At 72.0% G+C, this 22,119-nt stretch carries 14 protein-coding genes; 7 read left to right on the plus strand and 7 right to left on the minus strand.

The annotated features are described in order from the left end of the window. Position 1 precedes the first annotated feature (1 nt). The 5 genes from LRS14_RS00660 (at position 2) to LRS14_RS00680 (ending at position 9,577) form a co-directional block, all read left to right on the plus strand. Positions 2-3,508 carry a DUF2126 domain-containing protein gene (locus LRS14_RS00660; protein WP_257798213.1) on the plus strand — a complete coding sequence of 1,169 codons (3,507 nt, stop codon included), beginning with the start codon at positions 2-4 and terminating at the stop codon, positions 3,506-3,508. A gap of 33 nt (positions 3,509-3,541) precedes the next feature. Further along, a complete protein-coding gene (locus LRS14_RS00665) occupies positions 3,542-6,112 on the plus strand; it encodes a circularly permuted type 2 ATP-grasp protein (RefSeq protein ID WP_257798214.1) in 2,571 nt (856 codons plus the stop codon). 13 nt (positions 6,113-6,125) lie between these two features. Beyond that, positions 6,126-7,097, plus strand: a complete 972-nt coding sequence (locus LRS14_RS00670; protein WP_046114607.1) for a transglutaminase family protein — start codon at positions 6,126-6,128, stop codon at positions 7,095-7,097. Between the two features lie 64 nt (positions 7,098-7,161). Further along, the gene (locus LRS14_RS00675) at positions 7,162-8,598 is read left to right on the plus strand and encodes a circularly permuted type 2 ATP-grasp protein (RefSeq protein ID WP_257798215.1); all 1,437 of its coding nucleotides are present in this window, start codon (positions 7,162-7,164) and stop codon (positions 8,596-8,598) included. Between the two features lie 22 nt (positions 8,599-8,620). Further along, positions 8,621-9,577, plus strand: a complete 957-nt coding sequence (locus LRS14_RS00680) for an alpha-E domain-containing protein (protein WP_046114558.1) — start codon at positions 8,621-8,623, stop codon at positions 9,575-9,577. A gap of 111 nt (positions 9,578-9,688) precedes the next feature. On the opposite strand, the gene mltB is transcribed toward LRS14_RS00680, so the two are convergent. Genes mltB through LRS14_RS00705 form a run of 4 tightly spaced genes read right to left on the minus strand, consistent with a single transcriptional unit; the run spans position 9,689 to position 14,911 of the window. Further along, complete coding sequence (gene mltB, locus LRS14_RS00685) at positions 9,689-10,894, minus strand: lytic murein transglycosylase B (protein ID WP_257798216.1); 1,206 nt, start codon at positions 10,892-10,894, stop codon at positions 9,689-9,691. Positions 10,895-10,901: 7 nt separating this feature from the next. Next, a complete protein-coding gene (locus LRS14_RS00690) occupies positions 10,902-12,209 on the minus strand; it encodes a transglutaminase domain-containing protein (protein WP_257798217.1) in 1,308 nt (435 codons plus the stop codon). After that, positions 12,184-13,950, minus strand: a complete 1,767-nt coding sequence (locus LRS14_RS30095) for a transglutaminaseTgpA domain-containing protein (protein WP_310740780.1) — start codon at positions 13,948-13,950, stop codon at positions 12,184-12,186. Before LRS14_RS30095 ends, LRS14_RS00690 begins: the two co-directional genes overlap by 26 nt. A gap of 34 nt (positions 13,951-13,984) precedes the next feature. Then, the gene (locus LRS14_RS00705; protein ID WP_257798219.1) at positions 13,985-14,911 is read right to left on the minus strand and encodes a MoxR family ATPase; all 927 of its coding nucleotides are present in this window, start codon (positions 14,909-14,911) and stop codon (positions 13,985-13,987) included. 39 nt (positions 14,912-14,950) lie between these two features. On the opposite strand from LRS14_RS00705, the gene LRS14_RS00710 reads away from it, so the two are divergent. Then, a complete protein-coding gene (locus LRS14_RS00710; protein ID WP_046114556.1) occupies positions 14,951-15,919 on the plus strand; it encodes a histone deacetylase family protein in 969 nt (322 codons plus the stop codon). A 5-nt stretch (positions 15,920-15,924) separates the two neighbouring features. Next, positions 15,925-17,274 (plus strand): mechanosensitive ion channel family protein, encoded by a 1,350-nt coding sequence (locus LRS14_RS00715; RefSeq protein ID WP_257800385.1) that lies wholly within the window; start codon positions 15,925-15,927, stop codon positions 17,272-17,274. On the opposite strand, the gene LRS14_RS00720 is transcribed toward LRS14_RS00715, so the two are convergent. From LRS14_RS00720 to LRS14_RS00730, 3 genes are all read right to left on the minus strand, one after another. Continuing rightward, positions 17,246-18,220 (minus strand): cytochrome c, encoded by a 975-nt coding sequence (locus LRS14_RS00720; protein ID WP_257798220.1) that lies wholly within the window; start codon positions 18,218-18,220, stop codon positions 17,246-17,248. The genes LRS14_RS00715 and LRS14_RS00720 overlap by 29 nt on opposite strands. 35 nt (positions 18,221-18,255) lie before the next feature. Then, positions 18,256-19,029: a hypothetical protein gene (locus LRS14_RS00725; protein ID WP_257798221.1), complete on the minus strand. Its 774-nt coding sequence runs from the start codon at positions 19,027-19,029 to the stop codon at positions 18,256-18,258. Between the two features lie 152 nt (positions 19,030-19,181). After that, a complete protein-coding gene (locus LRS14_RS00730; RefSeq protein WP_257798222.1) occupies positions 19,182-22,094 on the minus strand; it encodes a LuxR C-terminal-related transcriptional regulator in 2,913 nt (970 codons plus the stop codon). Positions 22,095-22,119: the final 25 nt, after the last annotated feature.

A 22,119-nucleotide genomic window follows, 5' to 3' on the forward strand; every position in this document is an offset into this window, starting at 1 on the left:
CGTGGCCATTCACGTCGCACTCAACCACGTCACGCGCTACCGCTACGACCGCCGTGTCGGCCTGTCGCCCCAGGTCGTCCGTCTCCGCCCGGCACCGCACTGCCGCACGCCGATCCTGAGCTATTCCCTGCGCGTGGAGCCGGCCCAGCACTTCATCAACTGGCAGCAGGATCCGTTCTCCAACTACCTCGCGCGCCTGGTCTTCCCCGAGAAGACCACCGAGTTCTGCATCACCGTCGATCTCGTGGCCGAGATGGCGGTCTACAACCCGTTCGACTTCTTCCTCGAGCCCGAGGCCGAGAACTTCCCGTTCAAGTACGCCGAAGGCCTGGAGCACGACCTCGCGCCCTACCTGTCGAAGTGCGAGCTGACGCCGCGCTTCCAGGCCCTGGTGGACAGCATCCCGCGCACCGAGCAGCGCACCATCGACTTCCTGGTGGGCATCAACCAGCGCCTGCAGAAGGACATCCGCTACCTGGTGCGCCTGGAGCCCGGCGTGCAGACGCCGGAAGAGACACTGGCCAATGCCAGCGGCTCCTGCCGCGACACCGGCTGGCTGCTGGTGCAGGTGCTGCGCCACATGGGCCTGGCCGCGCGCTTCGTCTCCGGCTACCTGATCCAGCTCAAGCCCGACGTCAAGTCGCTCGACGGCCCCAGCGGCACCGAGGTCGACTTCACCGACCTGCATGCGTGGTGCGAGGTGTTCCTGCCCGGCGCCGGCTGGATCGGCCTCGATCCCACCTCGGGCCTGATGGCCGGCGAAGGCCACATCCCGGTGGCCTGCACGCCCGAGCCCTCCAGCGCCGCGCCGGTGGAAGGCGCGGTGGACGAGAGCGAGGTGACCTTCGAGCACCACATGCAGATCACGCGCATCTACGAGTCGCCGCGCGTGACCATGCCCTACACCGAGGACCAGTGGCAGCAGGTGCTGGCCCTGGGCCACCAGGTGGACGAGCAGCTGATGGCCGACGACGTGCGGCTGACCATGGGCGGCGAGCCCACCTTCGTGTCGGTCGACGACCGCGACGGCGCCGAATGGAACACCGATGCGCTGGGGCCCACCAAGCGCGGCCTGGCGCAGGGCCTGACCCACAAGCTGCGCGACCGCTACGGCGCCGGCGGCTTCCTGCATTTCGGCCAGGGCAAGTGGTATCCCGGCGAACAGCTGCCGCGCTGGGCGCTGTCCATCTGCTGGCGGGCCGACGGCCAGCCCGCCTGGAACGATCCCTCGCTGTTCGCCGACGAACGCGAGCAGCACCACTACACCAGCGAGGACGCCAACCGCTTCGTGCGCACGCTCAGCCGCAAGCTGGGCGTGGAGGACAAGTGGGTGCAGCCCGGCTACGAGGACACCTGGTACTACCTCTGGCGTGAGCGCCGCCTGCCGGTCAACGTCGATCCCTTCGATTCGCGCCTGGGCGACGAGCTGGAGCGGGCCCGCCTGCGCCGCGTGTTCGACCAGGGCCTGGAAAGCGTGGTGGGCTACCTGCTGCCGCTCAAGCCCAACGAGTCGCCGGCCGTGGGCGGCCCGCGCTGGGTCACCGGACCGTGGTTCTTCCGGGACGAGCGCATGTACCTCGTGCCCGGCGATTCGCCGATGGGCTACCGGCTGCCGCTGGATTCGCTGCCCTGGGTGAAGGAAAGCGACTATCCCTTCCTGATCGAGCAGGACCCGTTCGCGCCACGGGCGCCGCTGCCGGCTGCCGCGGCCCTGCGGGCGCAGTACCCGGTGAGCGCGCCCGGCGTCACCGCGGTGGGTGGCATGTCGGCGCCGGTGCAGGGCTACCGGGCCGGGCAGCCCGCGTTCGGCGAAGCCGCCGGCGGTGCGGGCATGGCCAGCCAGGCCGGCGAAGGCCCTGGCGCCGCCGCGCTGCAGGCGCCGGCCGCGGCCGACGCCCGCTATCCGCAACGCTTCGAATCGGCCGGCTGGATCACCCGCACCGGCCTGTGCGTGGAAGTGCGCGACCCGATGCGCGCCAACGGCCCCAAGGCCGAGGCGCTGGCCAAGCACAGGAGCGGCGTGCTCTATGTCTTCATGCCGCCGCTGGCCTCGCTGGAGGACTACCTGGAGCTGCTGGCCGCGGTGGAAGCCACCGCCGCCGAGCTGCGCGTCAAGCTCGTGCTGGAAGGCTACCCGCCGCCGCGCGACCCGCGCCTGAAGCTGCTTCAGGTCACGCCCGACCCCGGCGTGATCGAGGTCAACATCCATCCAGCCAAGGACTGGAACGAGCTGGTCGACCACACCGAGTTCCTGTACCAGGCGGCACACGAGTCGCGCCTGTCGACCGAGAAGTTCATGGTCGATGGCCGCCACACCGGCACCGGCGGCGGCAACCACTTCGTGCTGGGTGGCGCCACGCCGGCCGACAGCCCCTTCCTGCGCCGGCCCGACCTGCTGCCCAGCCTGCTGACCTTCTGGCACAACCATCCGAGCCTGAGCTACCTGTTCTCCGGCATGTTCGTCGGCCCCACCAGCCAGTCGCCGCGCATCGACGAGGCACGCGACGACCAGGTGTACGAGGCCGAGATCGCCATGAAGGAAATCGAGCGGCAGATCGGCCTGTACGGCCAATGCCCGCCGTGGCTGATCGACCGCATGCTGCGCAACGTGCTGATCGACGTCACCGGCAACACCCACCGGTCGGAGTTCTGCATCGACAAGCTCTACTCGCCCGACGGCCCCACCGGCCGCCTGGGCCTGCTGGAGCTGCGCGCCTTCGAGATGCCGCCGCATGCCCGCATGAGCCTGGTGCAGCAGCTGCTGCTGCGCGCGCTGCTGTCGTGGTTCTGGAAGAAGCCCTACAAGGGCAACGGCGCCACGCGGCTCACGCGCTGGGGCACCGGGCTGCACGACCGCTTCCTGCTGCCCACCTTCGTCAAGATGGACTTCGACGACGTGATCGCCGAGCTGAACCATGCCGGCTACGCCTTCGATGCGCAGTGGTTCGCGCCGCACCTGGAGTTCCGCTTCCCGCTGGTGGGCCATGTGGCCACGCAGGGCATCGAGCTCACGCTGCGCAACGCGCTGGAGCCCTGGCACGTGATGGGCGAGGAGGGCGCCATCGGCGGCACGGTGCGCTATGTCGATTCATCGCTGGAGCGGCTGGAGGTCAAGGTCACCGGCCTGAACGACAACCGCCACGTGATCACCGCCAACGGCCAGGCGATCCCGCTGCAGCCCACCGGCCGCATCGGCGAGTTCGTCTGCGGCGTGCGCTACCGCGCCTGGGCGCCGCCTTCGGCGCTGCATCCCACCATCGGCGTGCATGCGCCGCTCACCTTCGACATCGTGGACAACTGGCTCAGCCGATCCATCGGCGGCTGCCGCTATCACGTGGCGCATCCGGGCGGGCGCAATTACGACACCTTCCCGATCAACGCCTACGAGGCCGAGAGCCGGCGGCTGGCGCGCTTCTTCTCCAACGGGCACACGCCCGGCACGATGCAGGTGGTGCCGGTCCAACCCAGCCGGGAATTCCCATTCACGCTCGACCTGCGCCTGGGGTAACGTCGCGGGCTTGTGCCGTGAATTGATAAAAGTGTGAGCCACCAGTTGCCCTCCGATCCCGCCCCGACGCCACCGCTGGGGCTGCTGGCACAGCTGGACCTGCCCGACCCCGACAGCTACGACGAATTGCGTGATGCCGAAGGCCGGCTGCGTCCGGCCTGGCAGCGTTTCTTCCAGTGGCTGCCGGCCCAGGAAACCCCGGCCGACTTCGACCGCCGCCTGGAGCTGATCGCGCAGCAGATCAAGGTGGATGGCGTCACCCACAACATCCACAGCGCGGAGGGCACGGCCGCGCGGCCCTGGTCGCTCGAGCTGATGCCGATGCTGATCGAGCCGTCCGACTGGGCGGCCATCGAGCGCGGCGTGTCGCAGCGGGCCCGCCTGCTCGACACCATGATGGCCGACGTGTACGGCGAGCAGAAGCTGCTGGCCGAGTCGCTGCTGCCGCCGGCGCTGCTGTACCGCCACCCGGGCTACCTGCGGCCGCTGCATGGCGTGCGGCCGCCGGGTGGCCTGCACCTGCACATCGCCGCCTTCGACCTGGCGCGGGATGCGGAAGGCGACTGGTGGGTGATCTCGCAGCGCACGCAGGGCCCGTCGGGCCTGGGCTACGTGCTGCACAACCGGCTCATCATCTCTCGGCTGTTCCCCGAGGCCTTCCGCGAGATGCGGGTGCAGCACATCGCCTCCAGCTACCGCCGGCTGCTGGATACGGTGGAGTCACAGGCGCGGCTGGTGGCCGGCGGCACGCCGCGCGTGGTGCTGCTCACCTCGGGCCCCTACAACGAGACCTACTTCGAGCATGCCTACCTGGCGCGCTACCTGGGCGTGCCGCTGGTCGAAGGCGGCGACCTCACGGTGCGTGCCGACCGGGTGTACCTGCGCACCGTGGCCGGCCTGGAGCCGGTGCACGGCCTGCTGCGCCGGCTGGACGACGACTACTGCGACCCGCTGGAGCTGCGCCCCGATTCCACGCTGGGCATCCCCGGGCTGCTGCAGGCCGTGCGCGCCGGCAACGTGGTGGTGGCCAATGCGCTGGGCAGCGGCTTCCTCGAGTCGCCCGCGGTGCAGGGCTTCCTGCCCGCCATCTCGCGCCGGTTGCTGGGCGAGGAACTGCTGCTGCCGTCGCTGCCTTCCTGGTGGTGCGGCGAGCAAGCCGCCTTCCGCGCGGTGCTGCCCACGCTGGCCGAGCGGGTGGTGCGCCCGGCCTTCCCCGACCCCGGCCGCCGCCGCGCGACCGTGCCCGGCGAGGCAGGCGTGGCCGACTGGGTGCGCCGCATCCAGGGCGACCCCGATGCCTGGATGGCCCAGGGCCGGCTGATGCTGTCGCGCACGCCGATGTGGCGCAGTGGCGCGGCCACGGCCGGCGCGGCCATGCTGCGGGTCTATGCCATCGCCGACACCGAGCGCCGCTGGCATGTGCTGCCCGGCGGCATGACCCGCGTGGCCACCCGCTCGCCCCTGTCGGTGTCGATGCAGCATGGCGGCTCCAGCCTCGACACCTGGGTGATGACCGATGGCCCGGTGGACACCTTCTCGATGCTGCCGCAGCGGCTGCGGGTGGACGACATCGCAACCCGCCGCCGGCCGGTGTCCAGCCGCACCGCCGAGAACCTGTTCTGGCTGGGCCGCTACACCGAGCGCACCGAGCAGGCGGTACGACTGGCGCGGGCGCTGCTGAACATGATCGACGCCGATGGCGATCCGCCGCCGCCGGTGCTGGATGCGCTGTGCACGCTGGCGGTGTTCAACGGCCTGGCGGCCTACGGCACGCCCAGCGCCTCGCGCGCGCCGCAGCTGTTCGAACGCAACGTGCTGGCCGCCCTGGCCTCCGGCGCGCGCAAGCCGGCCGCCGGCCAGCCGCGCGCGCCGGTCACCAGCGTGGCCGGCCACCTCGGCGCGCTGGAATACGCCGCCAGCGCGCTGCGCGACCGCCTGTCGCCCGAGCAGGTGAACCTGGTGCGCCGCATGGCAGAGGAATTCAATGCCACCTTCGCCGGCCTGGACGCCGCGCTGCCCACGGTCTCCCTGGCCATGCCGGCGCTGGACCGGCTCGGCCTGCAACTGGCGGCCGTCACCGGCGCGCAGACCGACCGCATGACCCGCGACCACGGCTGGCGGCTGCTCACCGTCGGCCGCCTGATCGAACGCCTGGTGGGTATGGCCCACACGCTGCACACGCTGCTGGAGCTGGACGCGCTGAAGAGCGCCGCCGGCGTCGACCTGGTGCTGGAGCTGTTCGACAGCACCCTCACCTTCCGCTCGCGCTACCAGCGGCATGAAGACCTGCTGGCCCTCGTCGACCTGCTGGTGCTGGACGATGCCAACCCGCGTGCCTTTGCCGGCACCCTGCGCCGGCTGCGCACCGAGCTGGGCAAGCTGCCCGGCACCGCCAGCATGCTGGATGCGCTGCGCGAGCGGCTGCCGGTCGAGGGCGCCGGCATCACGCTGGACGAGCTGCGCGACCTGGACGACGAAGCCCTGCGGCTGCAGCTTTGCGTGCTCGCCCGCCGGCTGCAGGACGCCGGCGCCCGCTTGTCCGACGACGTCGGCCAGCGCTACTTCGCGCATGCCGAAGGCGGTGACCGGCTGCAGCGCGTGTGATCCCATGGACGCCATGACCCCGACCTCCGCCGCCACCACCCGCGGCGCCGCGCTGCAGGTGGAGCATGTCACCCGCTACCACTACGCCGCGCCGGTGGACCTGGCGCAGCACGAGGCCTTCCTGCGGCCCATCGAGGATGCCTTCCAGTCGGTGGAAGCCTTCGAGATGGGCGTGGAGCCCGAGCCGCTGCACCACAGCACCGGCCGCGACCGCTATGGCAACACCCGCACCTTCTTCACCGTCAGTGGTGCGCACCGCCGGCTGGAGGTGTGGGCCCGCAGCCGCGTGCGTGCCGTGCCTCGGGGGCATGAGGCGCTGCTGCCCGGCACCCGGCCCTGGGAAGAGGTGGCCGCGCGGCTGCGTTATGCCGCTCGGGTGCCGTACGAGCCGGCCGTCGAGTTCGCAGTGGCCTCGCCCTATGTGCCGCGGCTGCCGGCGCTGGCCGACTATGCGGACGCCTCGCTCGTGGCGGGCCGGCCCATCGGCCTGTGCGCGGTCGACCTGATGCACCGCATCCACGCCGACTTCAGCTACCAGACGGCCAGCACCTCCATCGACACGCCGCTGGCCACGGTGCTGGAAGAACGCCGCGGCGTGTGCCAGGACTTCGCGCACCTGATGATCGGCGCGCTGCGCATGCATGGCCTGGCCGCGCGCTACGTCAGCGGCTACCTGCTGACCACGCCGCCCACGCCGGCCGACGAGCAGGCTGATGGCGAGGCCTCGGTGGCCAGCGCGGCCGTGGGCGCGCCGCACTTCATCGGCGCCGATGCCTCGCATGCCTGGGTCTCGGTGTGGTGCCCGATGGAAGAGGGCGGCTTCTGGCTGGAGCTGGACCCGACCAACGACATGCTGCCGGCCACCGATCACGTGCGGCTGGCCTATGGCCGCGACTTCGGCGATGTGACGCCGTTGCGCGGTGTGATTCGAGGTGGCGGCGACCATGCGCTGGAGGTCGGCGTCAAGACGGAACGGGTGGTTTGAAGTGCCCCGAATTGGGGCGGTTTGGGCCTGGAAGTTGCTAAAGGTCCGGTAAAGAGGAGATCCAATGAAAACGGCCTACGACGAAATGCAGGTCAACGCCAGCGAGGTCCGCGAGCACTACCGCACCTATCAGAACTGGCTCAAGCAACAACCCAGCGACGTGATGCGTTCGCGCCGCGAAGAGGCGGAAGTGATCTTCCGCCGCGTGGGCATCACCTTCGCGGTGTATGGCGCCAAGGACGAGGACGGCTCGGGGACCGAGCGGCTGATTCCCTTCGACCTGATCCCGCGCGTGATTCCCAGCGGCGAATGGCGCGAGATGGAGAAGGGCCTGCGCCAGCGCGTCAATGCGCTCAACCGCTTCCTGTACGACGTCTACCACGACCAGGAGATCATCAAGGCCGGCATCGTGCCGCGCGAGCAGGTGATCAACAACGCGCAGTTCCGTCCCGAGATGATGGGCGTCAACCTGCCGGGCAACGTCTATTCGCACATCTCCGGCATCGACATCGTTCGGGCCGGCAATGCCGATGGCAGCGGCACGTATTACGTGCTGGAGGACAACCTGCGCGTACCCAGCGGCGTGAGCTACATGCTCGAGAACCGCAAGATGATGATGCGGCTGTTCCCCGAGCTGTTCAGCCAGCACCGCGTGGCGCCGGTGGCGCACTACCCCGACCTGCTGCTGGAGACGCTGCGCGCGGTATCGCCTTCGGCGGTGAACGAGCCAGTGGTCGTGGTGCTGTCGCCCGGCATGTACAACAGCGCCTACTTCGAGCATGCCTTCCTGGCCCAGCAGATGGGCGTCGAACTGGTGGAAGGCAAGGACCTGTTCGTCGACGACAACTTCGTCTTCATGCGCACCACCCAGGGCCCGAAGCGGGTGGACGTGATCTACCGCCGCGTGGACGACGACTTCCTCGATCCCAAGGCCTTCCGCGCCGACTCCACGCTGGGCTGCGCAGGCCTGCTGGACGTCTACCGCAGCGGCAACATCACCTTGTGCAATGCCATCGGCACCGGCGTGGCGGACGACAAGTCCATCTATCCGTACGTGCCGAAGATGATCGAGTTCTACCTCGGCGAAAAGCCCATCCTGCAGAACGTGCCCACCTACCTGGGCCGCGAGACGGAGGGCCTGAAGTACATGCTGGACCACATGCATGAGCTGGTGGTCAAGGAAGTGCACGGCGCCGGCGGCTACGGCATGTTGATCGGCCCGGCCGCGACGCAGGCCGAGATTGCCGAGTTCCGCAAGGTGGTGCAGGGCAACCCCAGCAACTACATCGCGCAGCCGACGCTGTCGCTATCGAGCTGCCCGACGTTTGTCGAATCGGGCATCGCGCCGCGGCACATCGACCTGCGGCCGTTCGTGCTGTCGGGCAAGACGGTGCAGATGGTGCCAGGCGGGCTCACCCGCGTGGCGCTGAAGGAAGGCTCGCTCGTGGTCAATTCTTCGCAAGGGGGCGGTACGAAGGACACCTGGGTGCTGGAAGCCTGAGAGAAGAGACAGGAGAACAACGATGCTTTCGAGAACCGCCGACCACCTCTACTGGATGGCCCGCTACATGGAGCGTGCGGAAAACACCGCGCGCATGCTGGACGTCAACTACCAGACCTCGCTGCTGCCGCAATCGGCCGAAGAGGCCGAGCAAGGCTGGCGCGGCCTGCTCAGCATCAGCGAGCTGACCTGGGGCTTCCGCGAGAAGTACGAGGACTTCAGCGCCAAGAGCGTCATGGACTTCATGGTGCGCGACGAGTCCAACTTCTCCAGCATCGCCAGCTGCCTGCGCGCGGCGCGCGAGAACGCGCGTGCGGTGCGCGGCGCGCTGACGACCGAGGTGTGGGAGACGCAGAACCAGACCTGGCTCGAGTTCAACCGCATGATCAAGAGCACCGACTTCCACCGCGACCCGAGCGCGCTGTTCGAGTGGGTGAAGTTCCGCTCGCACCTGAGCCGCGGCGTGACGGTGGGCACCATGCTGCAGGACGAGGCGCTGCACTTCCTGCGCATCGGCACCTTCCTGGAACGCTCGGACAACACCGCGCGGCTGCTGGACGTGAAGTTCCAGTCGCTGGCCGGCGACTTCTTCGGCAGCAATGCCAAGGAGGCGCAGGAGGTGGACTTCTATCACTGGAGCGCGGTGCTGCGTTCGGTCTCGGGCTTCGAGGTCTACCGCAAGGTCTACCGCAACGTGATCCGCCCGGAGAAGGTGGCCGAGCTGCTGATCCTGCGCGAGGACATGCCGCGTTCGCTGGTGGCATGCCTGAACGAGGTGGTGTGCAACCTGCAGATGGTGGCCAACGACCAGAGCCGCGAGACCCTGCGCCGCGCCGGCCGCATCCGCGCCGACCTGATGTACGGCCGGATCGACGAGATCCTGGCCACCGGGCTGCATGCCTACCTGACGCAGTTCCTGGACCGCGTGGGTGACCTGGGCGTGGGGATCAGCCGGGACTTCCTGGTTCCGGTTCAATAGCCCCCAAGCTCGCTGCGCTCGCTACCCCCGAGGGGGCCGCCCCGCTGGCGGGCCGGCGGAGCCGGTCCCGCGGCGGGTGGCTTGAGGGGGCGGCTTCGCTGCGCTTGGCGGCTAACGCGCGGCCAGTCTTGCGGCGTTGACTGCCGCGCCCAGGTCGATGACGGCCAGCGCGTAGTAGCTGGACCAGTTGTAGCGGGTCACGGCGTAGAAGTTGGCGGTGCCGGCGACGTAGCTGGGGGCAGCTTCGCCGTTCTGCAGCTCGACCAGGGCCAGCGGGCCGTCGTGGCGCTGGGCGTCTTCGCCGAGCAGGGCGCCCAGGTCGGCCATCTGCGCGGGGGTGAAGGTGGGCGTGATGTCGGGCGCCAGCAGCGTGGCGCGCTGGGTGGTGTCGGCGGGCACGGCCACTTCGTAATGCGTGGGCATGCCACGCTGCCAGCCGTGGTTGGCCAGGTAGTGGGCCACGCTGCCGATGGCGTCCACCGCGCTGCCCTGCAGGTCGATGCGGCCGTCGCCATCGAAGTCCACCGCATGTCGGTTGATGCTGCCGGGCATGAACTGCGGCAGGCCGACGGCACCGGCATAGGAGCCGCGCACCGACTGCGGGTCGCAGCCGGTGCCGCCGGCGCACCAGCGCAGCAGTTCCTCCAGCTCGCCGCGGAAGAAGGGCGTGCGGTCCTTGCGGCCGGTGGGAAAGTCGAAGGCCAGCGTGGCCAGCGCGTCCAGCACGCGGAAGTTGCCGGTCATGCGGCCGTACAGCGTCTCCACGCCGATGATGCCCACCACGATCTGCGCCGGCACACCGTACTCGGCCTCGGCGCGCGCCAGGGCGGCTTCATGCTGCTGCCAGAAGCGCAGGCCGGCGTTGATGCGCGTGGGCTCGACGAAGCGGGCGCGGTAGGCGGCCCAGTTCTTGGCCGTGCCCGCCGGCGGCGGCATGATGAGCCGCGCCACCGACGGCAGGTAACGCGCCTGCGCCAGCTGCTGGCGCACCCAGGCGGCGTCCAGGCCGTGGCGCTGGGCCAGCTCGTCGGCGAATGCCATCACGTCGTCGCGGCGGCCGTAGGTCACCACGTCCGGCGCGTCGTCGGCGCGCGTGGCGGTGGCCTTCCTGCGTTCGGCGGGCTTGGCGGGCGGCTTGGAGGATGGCTTGGCGGCCTGGCGCGCGGCGGACTTGTCCGCCGGCTGGGCGGAAGCCGCCGGCACCTGCAGTGCAAGGGCGAAGAACGTGGCGAGCGCCAGGCCGGCAGCCCGCAGGGTCTCCGGCAGCGGCGCGATGAAGGAGGCCGGCAGGGCGGCCGGCGAGCAAGGCAAGGTCATCGCCGGATTATCCCGGCCGGCGTGCGGCTGCCGCGGCGCGGGCGAAGGCGCGCTGCCAGCCGCGGTCGGGCCGCTGCACCGCGTTACGGCCATAGCGCAGCGCATCCAGTGCGTCCAGCTGCGCGGCCACCGGCTCGCCGCGCGCCCCCAGGCGGGCCCGCACACGCGCAGCCAGCGTGCGCGGCGCCTCGAAGGGGCCGGCGGCAATGCCCAGCGCGGCCAGGCGCTGGCGCATGTCGGCCTGCAGTCGCTCCCAGGGGTCGCGCCGCTGGCGGTCCCACAGCGCCCAGGCGGCACCCAGCAGCGCGGCGCCGCTGCCCAGCCCCACCATCAGCAGCGCCAGGTCCTCCCAGCGCGGGGTGTCGAAGCCCAGGCTCTTCAGCAGGTCGAACTGCTGGGTGCGCGAATAGTTGAGCACCCACTGGTTCCAGCGGTTGTTGATGCGTTCGTAGGTGGCGCGCCATTGCTCCATCAGCACGGGGCTCATGCCGGCCAGGGCGCCGGCCACCAGCCCCGGCGGCGGTCGCAGCGACTGGCTGCGCACCACGCGGTCGGGCGCCACCGCGGCGGTGGGATCCACCCGCACCCAGCCGCGGCCGGCCTGCCAGACCTCGGCCCAGGCATGGGCATGGCTCTGGCGCACCACCAGGTAGCCGTCCTGCGGCAGCGGGTCGGCGCCCTGGTAGCCGGTGACCACCCGCGCGGGCACGTCCAGCGCCCGCATCACCACCACGAAGGCGGTGGCGAAGTGCTCGCAGAAACCCAGCTGGCGGTCGAGCCAGAACTCGTCGATGGCATGGCGGCCCTCCTCGTCGCCATACAGGCCCGGCGCCAGGGTGTAGGTGAAGCCGCCGGTGCGGATGTGGCGCAGCACCGCGTCGGTGAGCTCGGCCGCGCCCGCCTGCGCATAGCGCGGCTGGCGGCGCAGCGCGGCGGCCCATTCCAGGGTGCGGGGGTTGTAGCCGGGTGGCAGCGACAGGTGGTCCTGCAGGCCCAGCGCGGCCTGCTGCGGGCCGTGCTCGTGGTGGGGCCAGGCCTGCACCTCGAAGCGCAGGCGGTCGGTCACCGGGCGGTCGGTCAGCCACTCCAGGTCGGCACGCTGGAAGACCCGCCAGCCCTCGATGCGCGGCGCATGCTCGGCCAGCGCGGGCGTGGCCTCCAGCAGCGGCAACAGCGGCAGCCGGGAGGGCTCCAGCGTCATCTCGTAGCGCAGCGGCTGGCCGCGGGTGCGCAGGTCGGCCCGCAGCAAGCCGGCCGGGCCCATGCTGCTGCGTTCCAGCCGGTGCCATTCACGGCCGTCGAAGCGGCTGAGCACCGGGCCACGCCAGTAGAGCTGCTCGTTCGGCGGCGGCGGCCTCCTCGAAGCGCACACGGAAGGCCACGCTGTCGTCGTTGGCCACCTCGGCCACGCCGCCCAGCATCAGGGTGCCCGACAGGCCGGTACGCCCGCCCGCGTCCTGCGGCAGCGCCCACAACGGACCCATGCGCGGAAACAGCAGGAACAACAGCACCATCACCGGTGCGCCGAACAGCGTGGCCCGCGCGGCCAGGCCGCCGGCCTCGCGCAGCGCCGGCTGGCCCACCGGCATGTGGGCCAGCACCAAGCCGGTGAGCAGGCCCCACACCGCCACCACCATGGCCGCGGCCACCGGCAGCGACTGCGAATACAGGAAGTTGGTCAGCACCAGGAAGAAGCCGAGGAAGAACACCACGAGCGCGTCGCGCCGCGCGCGCAGCTCCAGCGTCTTCAGCGTCATCAGCACCACCAGCAGGGTGACGCCGGCCTCCTTGCCCAGCAGCGTGCGGTAGCTGTTGAGCGTGAGGCCGACCGCCAGCGCCAGCAGCGCGGCCAGCAGCCAGCGGCTGGGCAGCGGCGCGGCGCGCAGCGCCAGCACTGCACGCGCAGTGAGCACGCCGCCCACCAGCAGGCTGCACCACACGGGCAGCCGTGCCAGGTGCGGCAGGATGGTCCAGCCGATGACGGCGAGCAGGAACAGCACGTCGCGGGCATCGCGCGGCAGGCGGCCGGCCAGCGGCCAGCGGGGCAGGCGCAGCGTCGTCATCGGCCGGCTCCGGCGGAGCTGGCGCCGCCGCCGCGCGGCCACAGCGCCAGCGCCTCCAGCGCGCGCAGCCGGGTGGGCGTCGCCCTGGCCGGGGGGCAGCTCCAGCCCGGGCAGCTTCAGGCCATGCAGCACGCCGGCCTGCTCGGCAGCCAGCACCCAGGCCGACAGGCGCGACAGGCGCGCCTCGGTGCCCGGCTGGCCGGCGGCCGATTGCCAGTCCAGCCACAGTTCGCGCGAGGCGGTGCCGCCGTTCTCCCGTGTCACCAGCTCGCCGGTGCGCGCCGCCTTCTTCCACACGATGCGGCGCAGCGCGTCGCCGCGGCGGTAGGCACGCACGCCGTCGAACTCCGCGCCGTTGCGCTCGCGCGAGGTGGGCGCCTCGCCGGCCAGCGGCTGCGGCGTCGGCAGCGGGGCAGGCGGCTGCTCGGGCGCCGGCCAGGCCAGCACGCGCGCGGCCGGCCGCCAGACCGTCCAGGCGCGGAACAGGCCAAAGGGAAACCGGGTTTCAGCGCGCAGCGCAGGGATGCCGTGCGGGCCGCGGTGCGGCGGCACGAAGCGCAGCACTGCCGGTGCCTGGCCCAGCGCAGGCACGTCCACGAACACCTGCTGGCTGCGCTGCGCCGCGGCCTCGAAGCCCACGCCGATGCCATGGCGCCGGCTGCCGGGGCTTTCGATCACCACGTCCAGCCGCGCCGGCTCGCCGGCGAAGCAGGGCGCCACCGGCCGCAGGTGCAGCGTCAGGCCGCGCAGCGTGGCATGGGTGATGTGCAGCGAGGCCAGCCCCGCCCCGGCCAGCAGGAAGGTGAGGATGTAGCCCAGGTTCAGCTGGTAATTGATCGAGGCCAGCAGCATCACCAGCAGCGTGAGCCCGAAGGCCAGGCCGGCCGGCGTGGGCACGATGTAGATGTTGCGCTGGGTGAGCACCCAGCGGTCGGACAGCGGATGCCGGGCCTGCCACCAGGCCTGGAAACGCGCGCGCGGTGCGGCCCACATGGTCAGGCGGATGGCGGGCGGGGCGGCGGGCTGCTCAAGGCAGCGGCACGGCCTCGACCATGGCCCGAACCTGCTCCACGCTGCCGCGGCCGGCACCGGCCACCGGCACCAGCCGGTGCGCGATGGACTGCGCCAGGATGGCCTGCACGTCGTCGGGCGCCACGTGGCCGCGGCCGCCGATCAGCGCATGTGCCTTGGCCGCGCGCAGCACCGCCAGCGCGGCACGGGGCGACAAACCCTCGACGAACCATTCGCCGCTGCGCGTGGCCGCGATCAGCGCCTGCAGGTAGTCCAGCAGCGCCTCCGACGCATGCACCTGCAGCACCGCCTGCTGCGCGGAGAGCAGGTCGGCCGGCTGCATCACCGGCGTCAGGCGGGTGATGGCGGCGCGGCGGTCCTCGCCGGCCAGCAGGGCGCGCTCGCTGGCGCGGTCGGGGTAGCCGAGCGTGATGCGCATGAGGAAGCGGTCGAGCTGGCTCTCGGGCAACGGGTAGGTGCCGAGCTGGTCGGTCGGGTTCTGCGTGGCGATGACGAAGAAGGGCTTGGGCAGCGGCCGGGTGTGGTTCTCCACCGTCACCTGGTGCTCTTCCATCGCCTCCAGCAGCGCGCTCTGCGTCTTGGGGCCGGCGCGGTTGATCTCGTCGGCCAGCAGCACCTGCGCGAACACCGGGCCGGGATGGAAGACGAAGGATTCGCTGGACCGCTCGAACACGCTGACGCCGACGAGGTCGCTGGGCATCAGGTCGGCGGTGAACTGCACCCGCGAGAAATGCAGGCCGAGCGACACCGCCAGCGTGTGCGCCAGCGTGGTCTTGCCCACGCCGGGAACGTCCTCGATCAGCAGGTGCCCGCCGGCCAGGAGGCAGGCCACGCAGTCCTCGATCTGCGGGCGTTTGCCCACGATGATCGTGCTAATCTGGTCCGTGAGTCTTGAAAGCTGCTGCGTGATGTCCAGGGCCATGCATGCACGTTATCCCAAATCGCCAGCACCATTTCCCCGATGACCACCGCGTTTTATAGCCATACGGATTGCAAGGCGCACGAGATGGGCGCCGGCCACCCCGAGTGCCCGCAGCGGCTGGACGCGATCGCCGACCACCTGCGCGCCACCGGCCTGGACCTGGCGCTGGACATGCGCGACGCCCCGGTGGCCAGCCTGGCCGATGTGGAACTGGCCCACAGCGTGGGCTACGTGAGCGAGATCGCCGACCTGGGCCTGCGCCTGCGCGACGACGGCAGCCACCAGGCGCTGGACCCCGACACCAGCGCCGGCCCCGGCACCTGGAACGCGATGCTGCGCGCGGCCGGCGCCGCGGTGGCCGCCACCGACGCGGTGATCGACGGCGAGGTGGACAACGCCTTCTGCTCGGTGCGCCCGCCCGGCCACCACGCCACGCGCAGCCAGGCCATGGGCTTCTGCTTCTTCAACAACGTGTGCGTGGCCGCGCGCCATGCGCTGGACGTGCGCGGCCTGCAGCGCGTGGCCATCATCGACTTCGACGTGCACCACGGCAACGGCACCGAGGACATCGTGGCCGGCGACGAGCGCATCCTGATGTGCAGCTTCTTCCAGCATCCGCTGTATCCGCACAGCGGCGCCGTGCCCAAGGGCACCAACATGGTCAACCTGCCGGTGCCCGCCTACACCAAGGGCATGGAGGTGCGCGAGCTGATCGAGGCCATGTGGCTGCCGCGGCTGGAGCAGTTCAAGCCGCAGATGATCTTCGTCTCCGCCGGCTTCGATGCCCACCGCGAGGACGACCTGGGCCAGATGGGCCTGGTGGAGGCCGACTACGCCTGGATCACCTGGAAGCTGGTGGACCTCGCCGAGCGGCATGCCCGGGGGCGCATCGTGTCCTGCCTGGAAGGTGGCTACAACCTCTCGGCCCTGGGCCGCAGCGTGGCCGCGCACCTGCGGGTGCTGGCCGGCGTGGATGCCGGCCACGGCGGTGGTGGGGTAGGCATTTGAGTTCCGTGCCGCCGGCCGGCTCGCTGGCCGGTCGGCTGGAAGGCCGGCTCGAAGGCTTGTGGCAGCTCGCCTCGCTGGCCGAGCTGGCCATCCTGGCCGCCTGCCTGGGCGGCGCCCTGGGCCTGACGTGGCTGCTGCGCGGCGCCGGCCGCAAGCCGGGCGGCATCTGGTTCGGCGACCGGCTGATCGACGGCGTGCTGTTCCCAGTGCTGGCGCTGGGCGCGGTGCTGCTGGCCCGGCTGCTGATGCCGGCCGAGCTGCCGCAGGCGGTGCTGCGCCTGGCGGTGCCGGTGCTGATGTCGCTGTGCGCCATCCGCATCGGCGTGCGGGTGCTGCGGGTGGCCTTTCCGCAAAGCCATGCGGTGCGCATCGTCGAGCGCTGGCTGTCCTGGCTGGTGTGGCTGTGCCTGGTGCTGTGGCTCACCGGCCTGCTGCCGGTGGTGCTGGACGAGCTGGAGGCCATCACCTGGACGGTGGGCGGCTCGCAGATCAGCCTGCGCAGCGTGATCGAAGGTGCGCTCAGCGCCGTCGTGGTGCTGGTGCTGGTGCTGTGGCTGTCGGCCGCCATCGAAGGCCGCCTGCTGGCCGGCGTGAGCGAGGCGGGTTTCTCGGGCAGCGTGTCGCTGCGCAAGATCGCGGCCAATGCCACGCGGGCGCTGCTGCTGGTGGTGGGTCTGCTGTTCGCGCTGTCGGCCGCGGGCATTCCGTTGACGGCGCTGTCGGTGCTGGGCGGCGCCATCGGCGTGGGCATCGGCCTGGGCCTGCAGAAGCTGGCGGCCAACTACGTCTCGGGCTTCGTGCTGCTGGCCGAGGGCAGCCTGCGCATCGGCGACATGGTGGAGGTGGACGGCTTCGAGGGCCGCATCACCGACATCAGCACCCGCTACACCGTGATCCGCGCGCTCAACGGCCGCGAGTCCATCGTGCCCAACGAGATGATGATCACCCAGCGCGTGGTCAGCATGACGATGAGCGACACCCGCATCAACGGCACGACGGTGGTGCAGGTGGCCTACGACACCGACGTCGACGCGCTGATCCCCAGGCTGGTGGAGGTGGTGGCCGGCATCGACCGCGTGCTCACCGACCCGGCGCCCTGGGTGTCGCTCACCAGCTTCGCCGACAGCGGCATCGAGCTGACCATCGGCTTCTGGATCCGCGACCCGCACAACGGCCTGGGCGGCGTGCGCAGCGCGGTCAACCTGGCGGTGCTGCGCACGCTGAATGCGCTGGACGTGGAGATCCCGTATCCCCAGCAGGTGCACCGCGAGCCGCGGCCGCCGCGCCCGCCGGGCGTGGTGGTGCCCGCGGGCGGTGCGGCGCCGCTTAGCCCCGCGCCTGCGCCTTCGGAGTGACCGGCGCGCCGGCCTGGCCCGCCGCAGCGCCACCGGCCGGCAGCCCGCGCAGGAACAGGTGCAGCGCCCGCACGTCGGTCTCGCTCATCTCCCGCAGCGATTCAAAGGGCATCACCTTCACCGGCGTGCCGTCGGGCCGCCGGCCGGTGCGGAACATCTTCAGCAGTGCATCCGCGTCGGCATAGGCCGCCATGCCGCCGGCGTCCCCGCCGGTGAGGTCGGCGGCGGCCGGCCAGTCCGGCGGGCCGCCGGGCACCTTGCCGCCGGTCAGCCGTGCGCCGTGGCAGCCCAGGCACATGTTGGCCACGTAGGCGCCGTGCTCGCGGGTGACGCCCTCGGGCACCGGCATCGGCGGCGGCAGCGTGTGGTCGATCTTGGCCGCCGCGTCCGGGATGGCGCCGAAGCCGTACAGCACCCGCACCGGCAGCGGCAGCGACACCACCGCGCTGGCGCCGGGCCGGGCCGGCAGCTGCCGCACATAGGCGACCAGCGCCGAGAGGTCGTCGTCGGTCAGGCGGTTGTAGTCCTCGCTGGGCATGATGAGCACCGGCGTGCCGTCGGGCTTGACGCCGTGGCGCAGGGTGCGCGCCCAGTCCTGCGGCCGGTAGCCGGCCACCGCGCTGCCGGCATCGGGCGTGATGTTGGGACCCACCACCTTGAGGCCGCCCGGCTCGTCGAGGAAGGTGCGGCCGGCGCCGTCGGCGCCATGGCAGTCCACGCAGCCGCGCGAGGCATACAGGTAGCGGCCGCGGTCCACCGCCGCCGCATCGCTGCGCCAGGCCGGCGCGGGCTGCGGCGGCACGGCCACCTGCCGCTTCATGCGCTGGCCGGCCATCACATGGCCGGCGGTGGCCGCGGCGGCGGCCAGCAGCACGACGATGCCCAGCCCGGCTGCGCCGCGGCGCAGCCAGCGGCCCCGCGGCGACTTCGCCGCCTTCGCTTGCACGGGAGCCGGGCGCCCGCCCTCGGTCGGCCCCGGGCTCACGCCCGCGACCCCATCGGCAGGCCGCCGCGGCTGGCGGGCAGGCCGAGCGTGGCGGCCAGCTGCACCCAGCGGCCGGGGTCCAGCAACGGGCGCAGCATGTCCATCACCGCGGCGAAGGCCGCCGGCGGCGCCTTGGACTGCATGTCGGCCAGCAACGCGGCCAGCTCGCGCGGAGCCAGGGCCGGGCCCATCCAGCGCAGCGTGTCCATCATCTCGGCCGGCGGGATGCTGGACACCAGGCGGTCGTGCAGCGCATTCAGTTCCTCGTCGTCGTACAGCGACCACAGCGCGGCGTTGTTGGCCGTTTCCTCGATGTGCATGTGCTGCAGGTTCTCGGCCACGAAGAGCGCGAAGTGCCGGTACAGCCGCATGGCCAGCGTGGGGCGCATGCTGGTGTCGGCCACGCGCAGGGTGCGCAGCTCGGCCTCCAGGCCGGCGATGGCGCCCATGTGCTCCAGGTGGTCGTCGGCGGTGCGGCGGGCGCCGGTGGGGCGGCGGGCCTCGATGGCGGTGTGGATGAAGTCGTTCTCGTGGCGCAGGTGGCTGCGCAGCAGGCACAGCAGGTGCTCGGCCTGGCCCAGGGTGCGCAGCATGTCGGCGTGGTCGTCGGTGTCCAGCATGCCCAGGCGGGTCAGCGTGTCGCACATCGCGCGGCGCAGGGCCTTGTGGATGGCGGCATACAGGTCGGTGCGGCGCGGCTGCGGCTGGCGCGGGCGCGCCAGGACAACGTCTTCGAGGATGGGCGGCTTGGCGGCGTGGGGCATGCTCATGGTGGAACCTTCGGACTGCGTGCAGCCGGCACCCTGCCGGCCTGCCATGCAGTGTGCGAAAGGCCCGCCGCGCGCACATCGGCCACAGGAGCCATCCCGGCGCCGGGGCGACGGGCCACACACCTTTGGGGGTGTCGGCCGTGCCGTCGGCGTCAGCGGTCCAGGTGCTGCCGGTACCAGGCCGCCGCCTGCCCGCGCGAGGCCACGCCGAGCTTGTCCAGCAGGTTGGCCACGTGGCGCTTGACGGTGTGCGGGCTCAGGTCGAAGGCGCGGGCGATCAGCTTGTTGCTGTCGCCATGGGCGATGCGCTCCAGCACCTCGCGCTCGCGCGGGCTGAGGCCGTGGCGGTCCAGGGCCGGTTCAGCCGCAGGCAGGCCGCGCGGCGGCTGCGGCTGCCGCGCGGACGGCACCACCGGCTGCAGCGGCCGCGGCGGCTGCGTGGCCGGCAGCAGGATCTGCTCATGTCGCAGGCCGGGGTGGGTCGCCCCGGCCACCGAAGCCGCCGCCAGCATCGCTGCCGATACCGTTCCGGCAGGCATCACCCGCGCCAGCCAGCCCCGCAGCAGCGCCTGGCGCGCCGGCGCCAGCGCGCCGCCCCAGTCGGCGGTGGCCAGCACCGCCAGCGGGCCGCGGGCCAGCAGCACGCCGCCGGGTTCGCCTTCGGTGGCCACGCGCTCGAACACCGGCGCGAGCACCTCGGCCGCCAGCGTGGGCTGGCCGCTCTCCAGCAGCGCCTGCGCCAGGTGCAGCCGGGTTTCGGCGGCCTGGCCCACGAGATCGATCTGCTCCTCGCACACCAGCGCCTCCTGCCAGCGGGCGACGGCCTCGGCGCGACGGCCCTGCAGCCTCGCCAGGTGGCCGCGCAGCGGCAGCTGCAGCCGGGTGCCTTCGAGCGCCGCCGGGCCACCGCCGCGGCTGCGGTCGGCCTGCAGCGCCAGTTCCTGCAGCACGTCGGACAGCAGCGGCAGATCGTCCACCAGCGCGGCGATGCGCGCCGCCTGGAAAAGCAGCTGGGTGCGGCCCCAGCTGCTGGCGCCGGTGGGATTGCCCTCCAGCCAGCCGCGGGCCAGCGCGGCGGCCTCGGCGGCGCGGCCGCGCACCGCATGCAGCAGCGCGCCCAGCACCTGCAGGTGGTGTCGCACGTTGACGGGGTCGCCCACCCAGGCGGCATCGGCCCGGCCGCGCTGCCAGGCTTCCTCCGCCTCGGCCAGCCGGCCCTGCCACAGCAGCCGCCAGCCGTGCTGCACCATGGCGCTGGCGCGCAGCGGCGTCGGCATGTCGCCAGCCACCCGCAGCACGCCGTCGGCATAGCGCTGCAGCGGCCGGGCGGTGCCGGGCAGGCCGTTGAAGCGCGGCAGCGGCATGCACTGGTACCAGCTCTCCAGCCGCGGGTCGTCGGCCAGCAGGTCCATCAGCTCGTCCAGCACCGGCCCCACGCGGTGCAGCGCGCCCACCTCCAGCGCATGCCAGGAGCAGGCCACCAGCACCACGATGCGCACCTCCGGCGTCAGGGCCTCGCGGCGCAGCACCGTCAGCCGCTGGCCGGCCTCGTGCATGCGGCCGAAGGCATTCAGCGCCAGCGCCTGGTAGGCCTGGGCCGCCTGCTGGCCGGGCAGGTCGCCCCGGGCTTCGCAGGCGGATTCGGTCTGGCGCATCGCATCCAGCATCTCGGCGAAATCCCAGCGGGCCCAGGCGGCCAGGCCGCGCATGCGCTGCAGCTCGGGCGAGCCGATGGCCCACCCGGCCGGGAACTGCGCCACCAGCCGGCTGACGCTGGCCACCGCACCTTCGGCGAGCTGGCCGGGGCCCGCGGCCATCAGCACGGCGGCCGCTTCGGGCAGCTGGCCGGCCCGCAGCAGCAGGCCGATGCGGCGCGTGGGATCCGGCTCGGTGGCGGCGGCGCGGGCCAGCAGCGCGGCCACCTCCTGCGGCCGGCCGCGCTGCAGCCGGTGCTCCAGCGCGTCGCGGAACAGGTCGTGCAGCTTGAGGGTGAGCGTGGGCGTGTCGTCGCTGTCGTCGTCCACCTCCAGCACGCTGACGAAGAGGCCGCGGCGCTCGACCTCCTCCAGCAGCGCGGCGGCGGTGGCCTGCGGCAGGCCGGTGACGGCGGCGGTGCGGGCGGCGGTCAGCTCCGGCAGCACCGAGGTGTGCAGCAGGAAGTCGCGAAGCGCGGCGGGCAGCTCCTCCAGCACCTCGGTGGCCATGAACTCGAACACATGGCGGTCAATGGTGGCGCGGTGCAGCGCACCGCCGGGCTCGCGGGCGGCGCTGAGGGCCAGCCGCAGCCCCACCGGCCAGCCGGCGGTGCGCTGCCACAGCCGCTCGGCCAGCGCGGCGTCCAGGCCGGTGGCGGTGGCCAGGGACAGCACCTCGTCGCGGTTGAACTGCAGGTCGGCCTGCTTGAACTCGGCCAGTTCGCCGCGCGCGCGGTGTCGGGCCAGCGCCAGCGGCGGCTCGGTGCGGCTGGACACCACGATGGTCCAGCACGGGCCCAGGCGCTCCAGCAGCAGGTCGATGAATTCGTACACCGCGGGATCGTCCACCCGGTGCATGTCGTCCAGCACCACGATGCCGTGGGGCACCTCGCAGGCGTCCAGCGCCTCCAGCAGCTCGGCGGCGGCCACGTGGCGCTGGCGGGCGTCGCCGGAGGCGGCCAGGGCCACCAGGGCCTCGGGCGCGATGCGCCAGGGCGGGTCGTAGGGCTCCAGCGCGGCCACCAGGCAGCCCAGCAGCCGGTGCAGGTCGTCGCCGTCGTCGGCGGCCACCCAGGCGTGGGCGGTGCCGGGGGGCAGGTGCTCGATCTGGCGGGCCAGCGCGGCCGTCTTGCCGTAGCCGGCGGCGGCGCACAGCAGCACCAGCCGGTGGCAGAAGAGGGCAGGGCCGAGGCGGGCCTGCAGCCCGGCACGCTCGACCCAGGCGCCCACGCGCAGGCGCGGTGGCTGGATCTTGGTGCGGGGGAACGTCATGTCGGGCGGGTACTGCAGGCCGAAGGCGCGATTGTGGCGCGCCCTGGGCGGCAGCGTGATCACCGTCGAGGTATTGCGCAGCGCTGCGGATGAGGCCATGCGCGCATGCTGCCCGCCGCGCGGC

Source organism: Aquincola sp. J276 (assembly GCF_024700035.1).
GTDB classification, from domain to species: Bacteria; Pseudomonadota; Gammaproteobacteria; order Burkholderiales; family Burkholderiaceae_C; genus Aquincola; species Aquincola tertiaricarbonis.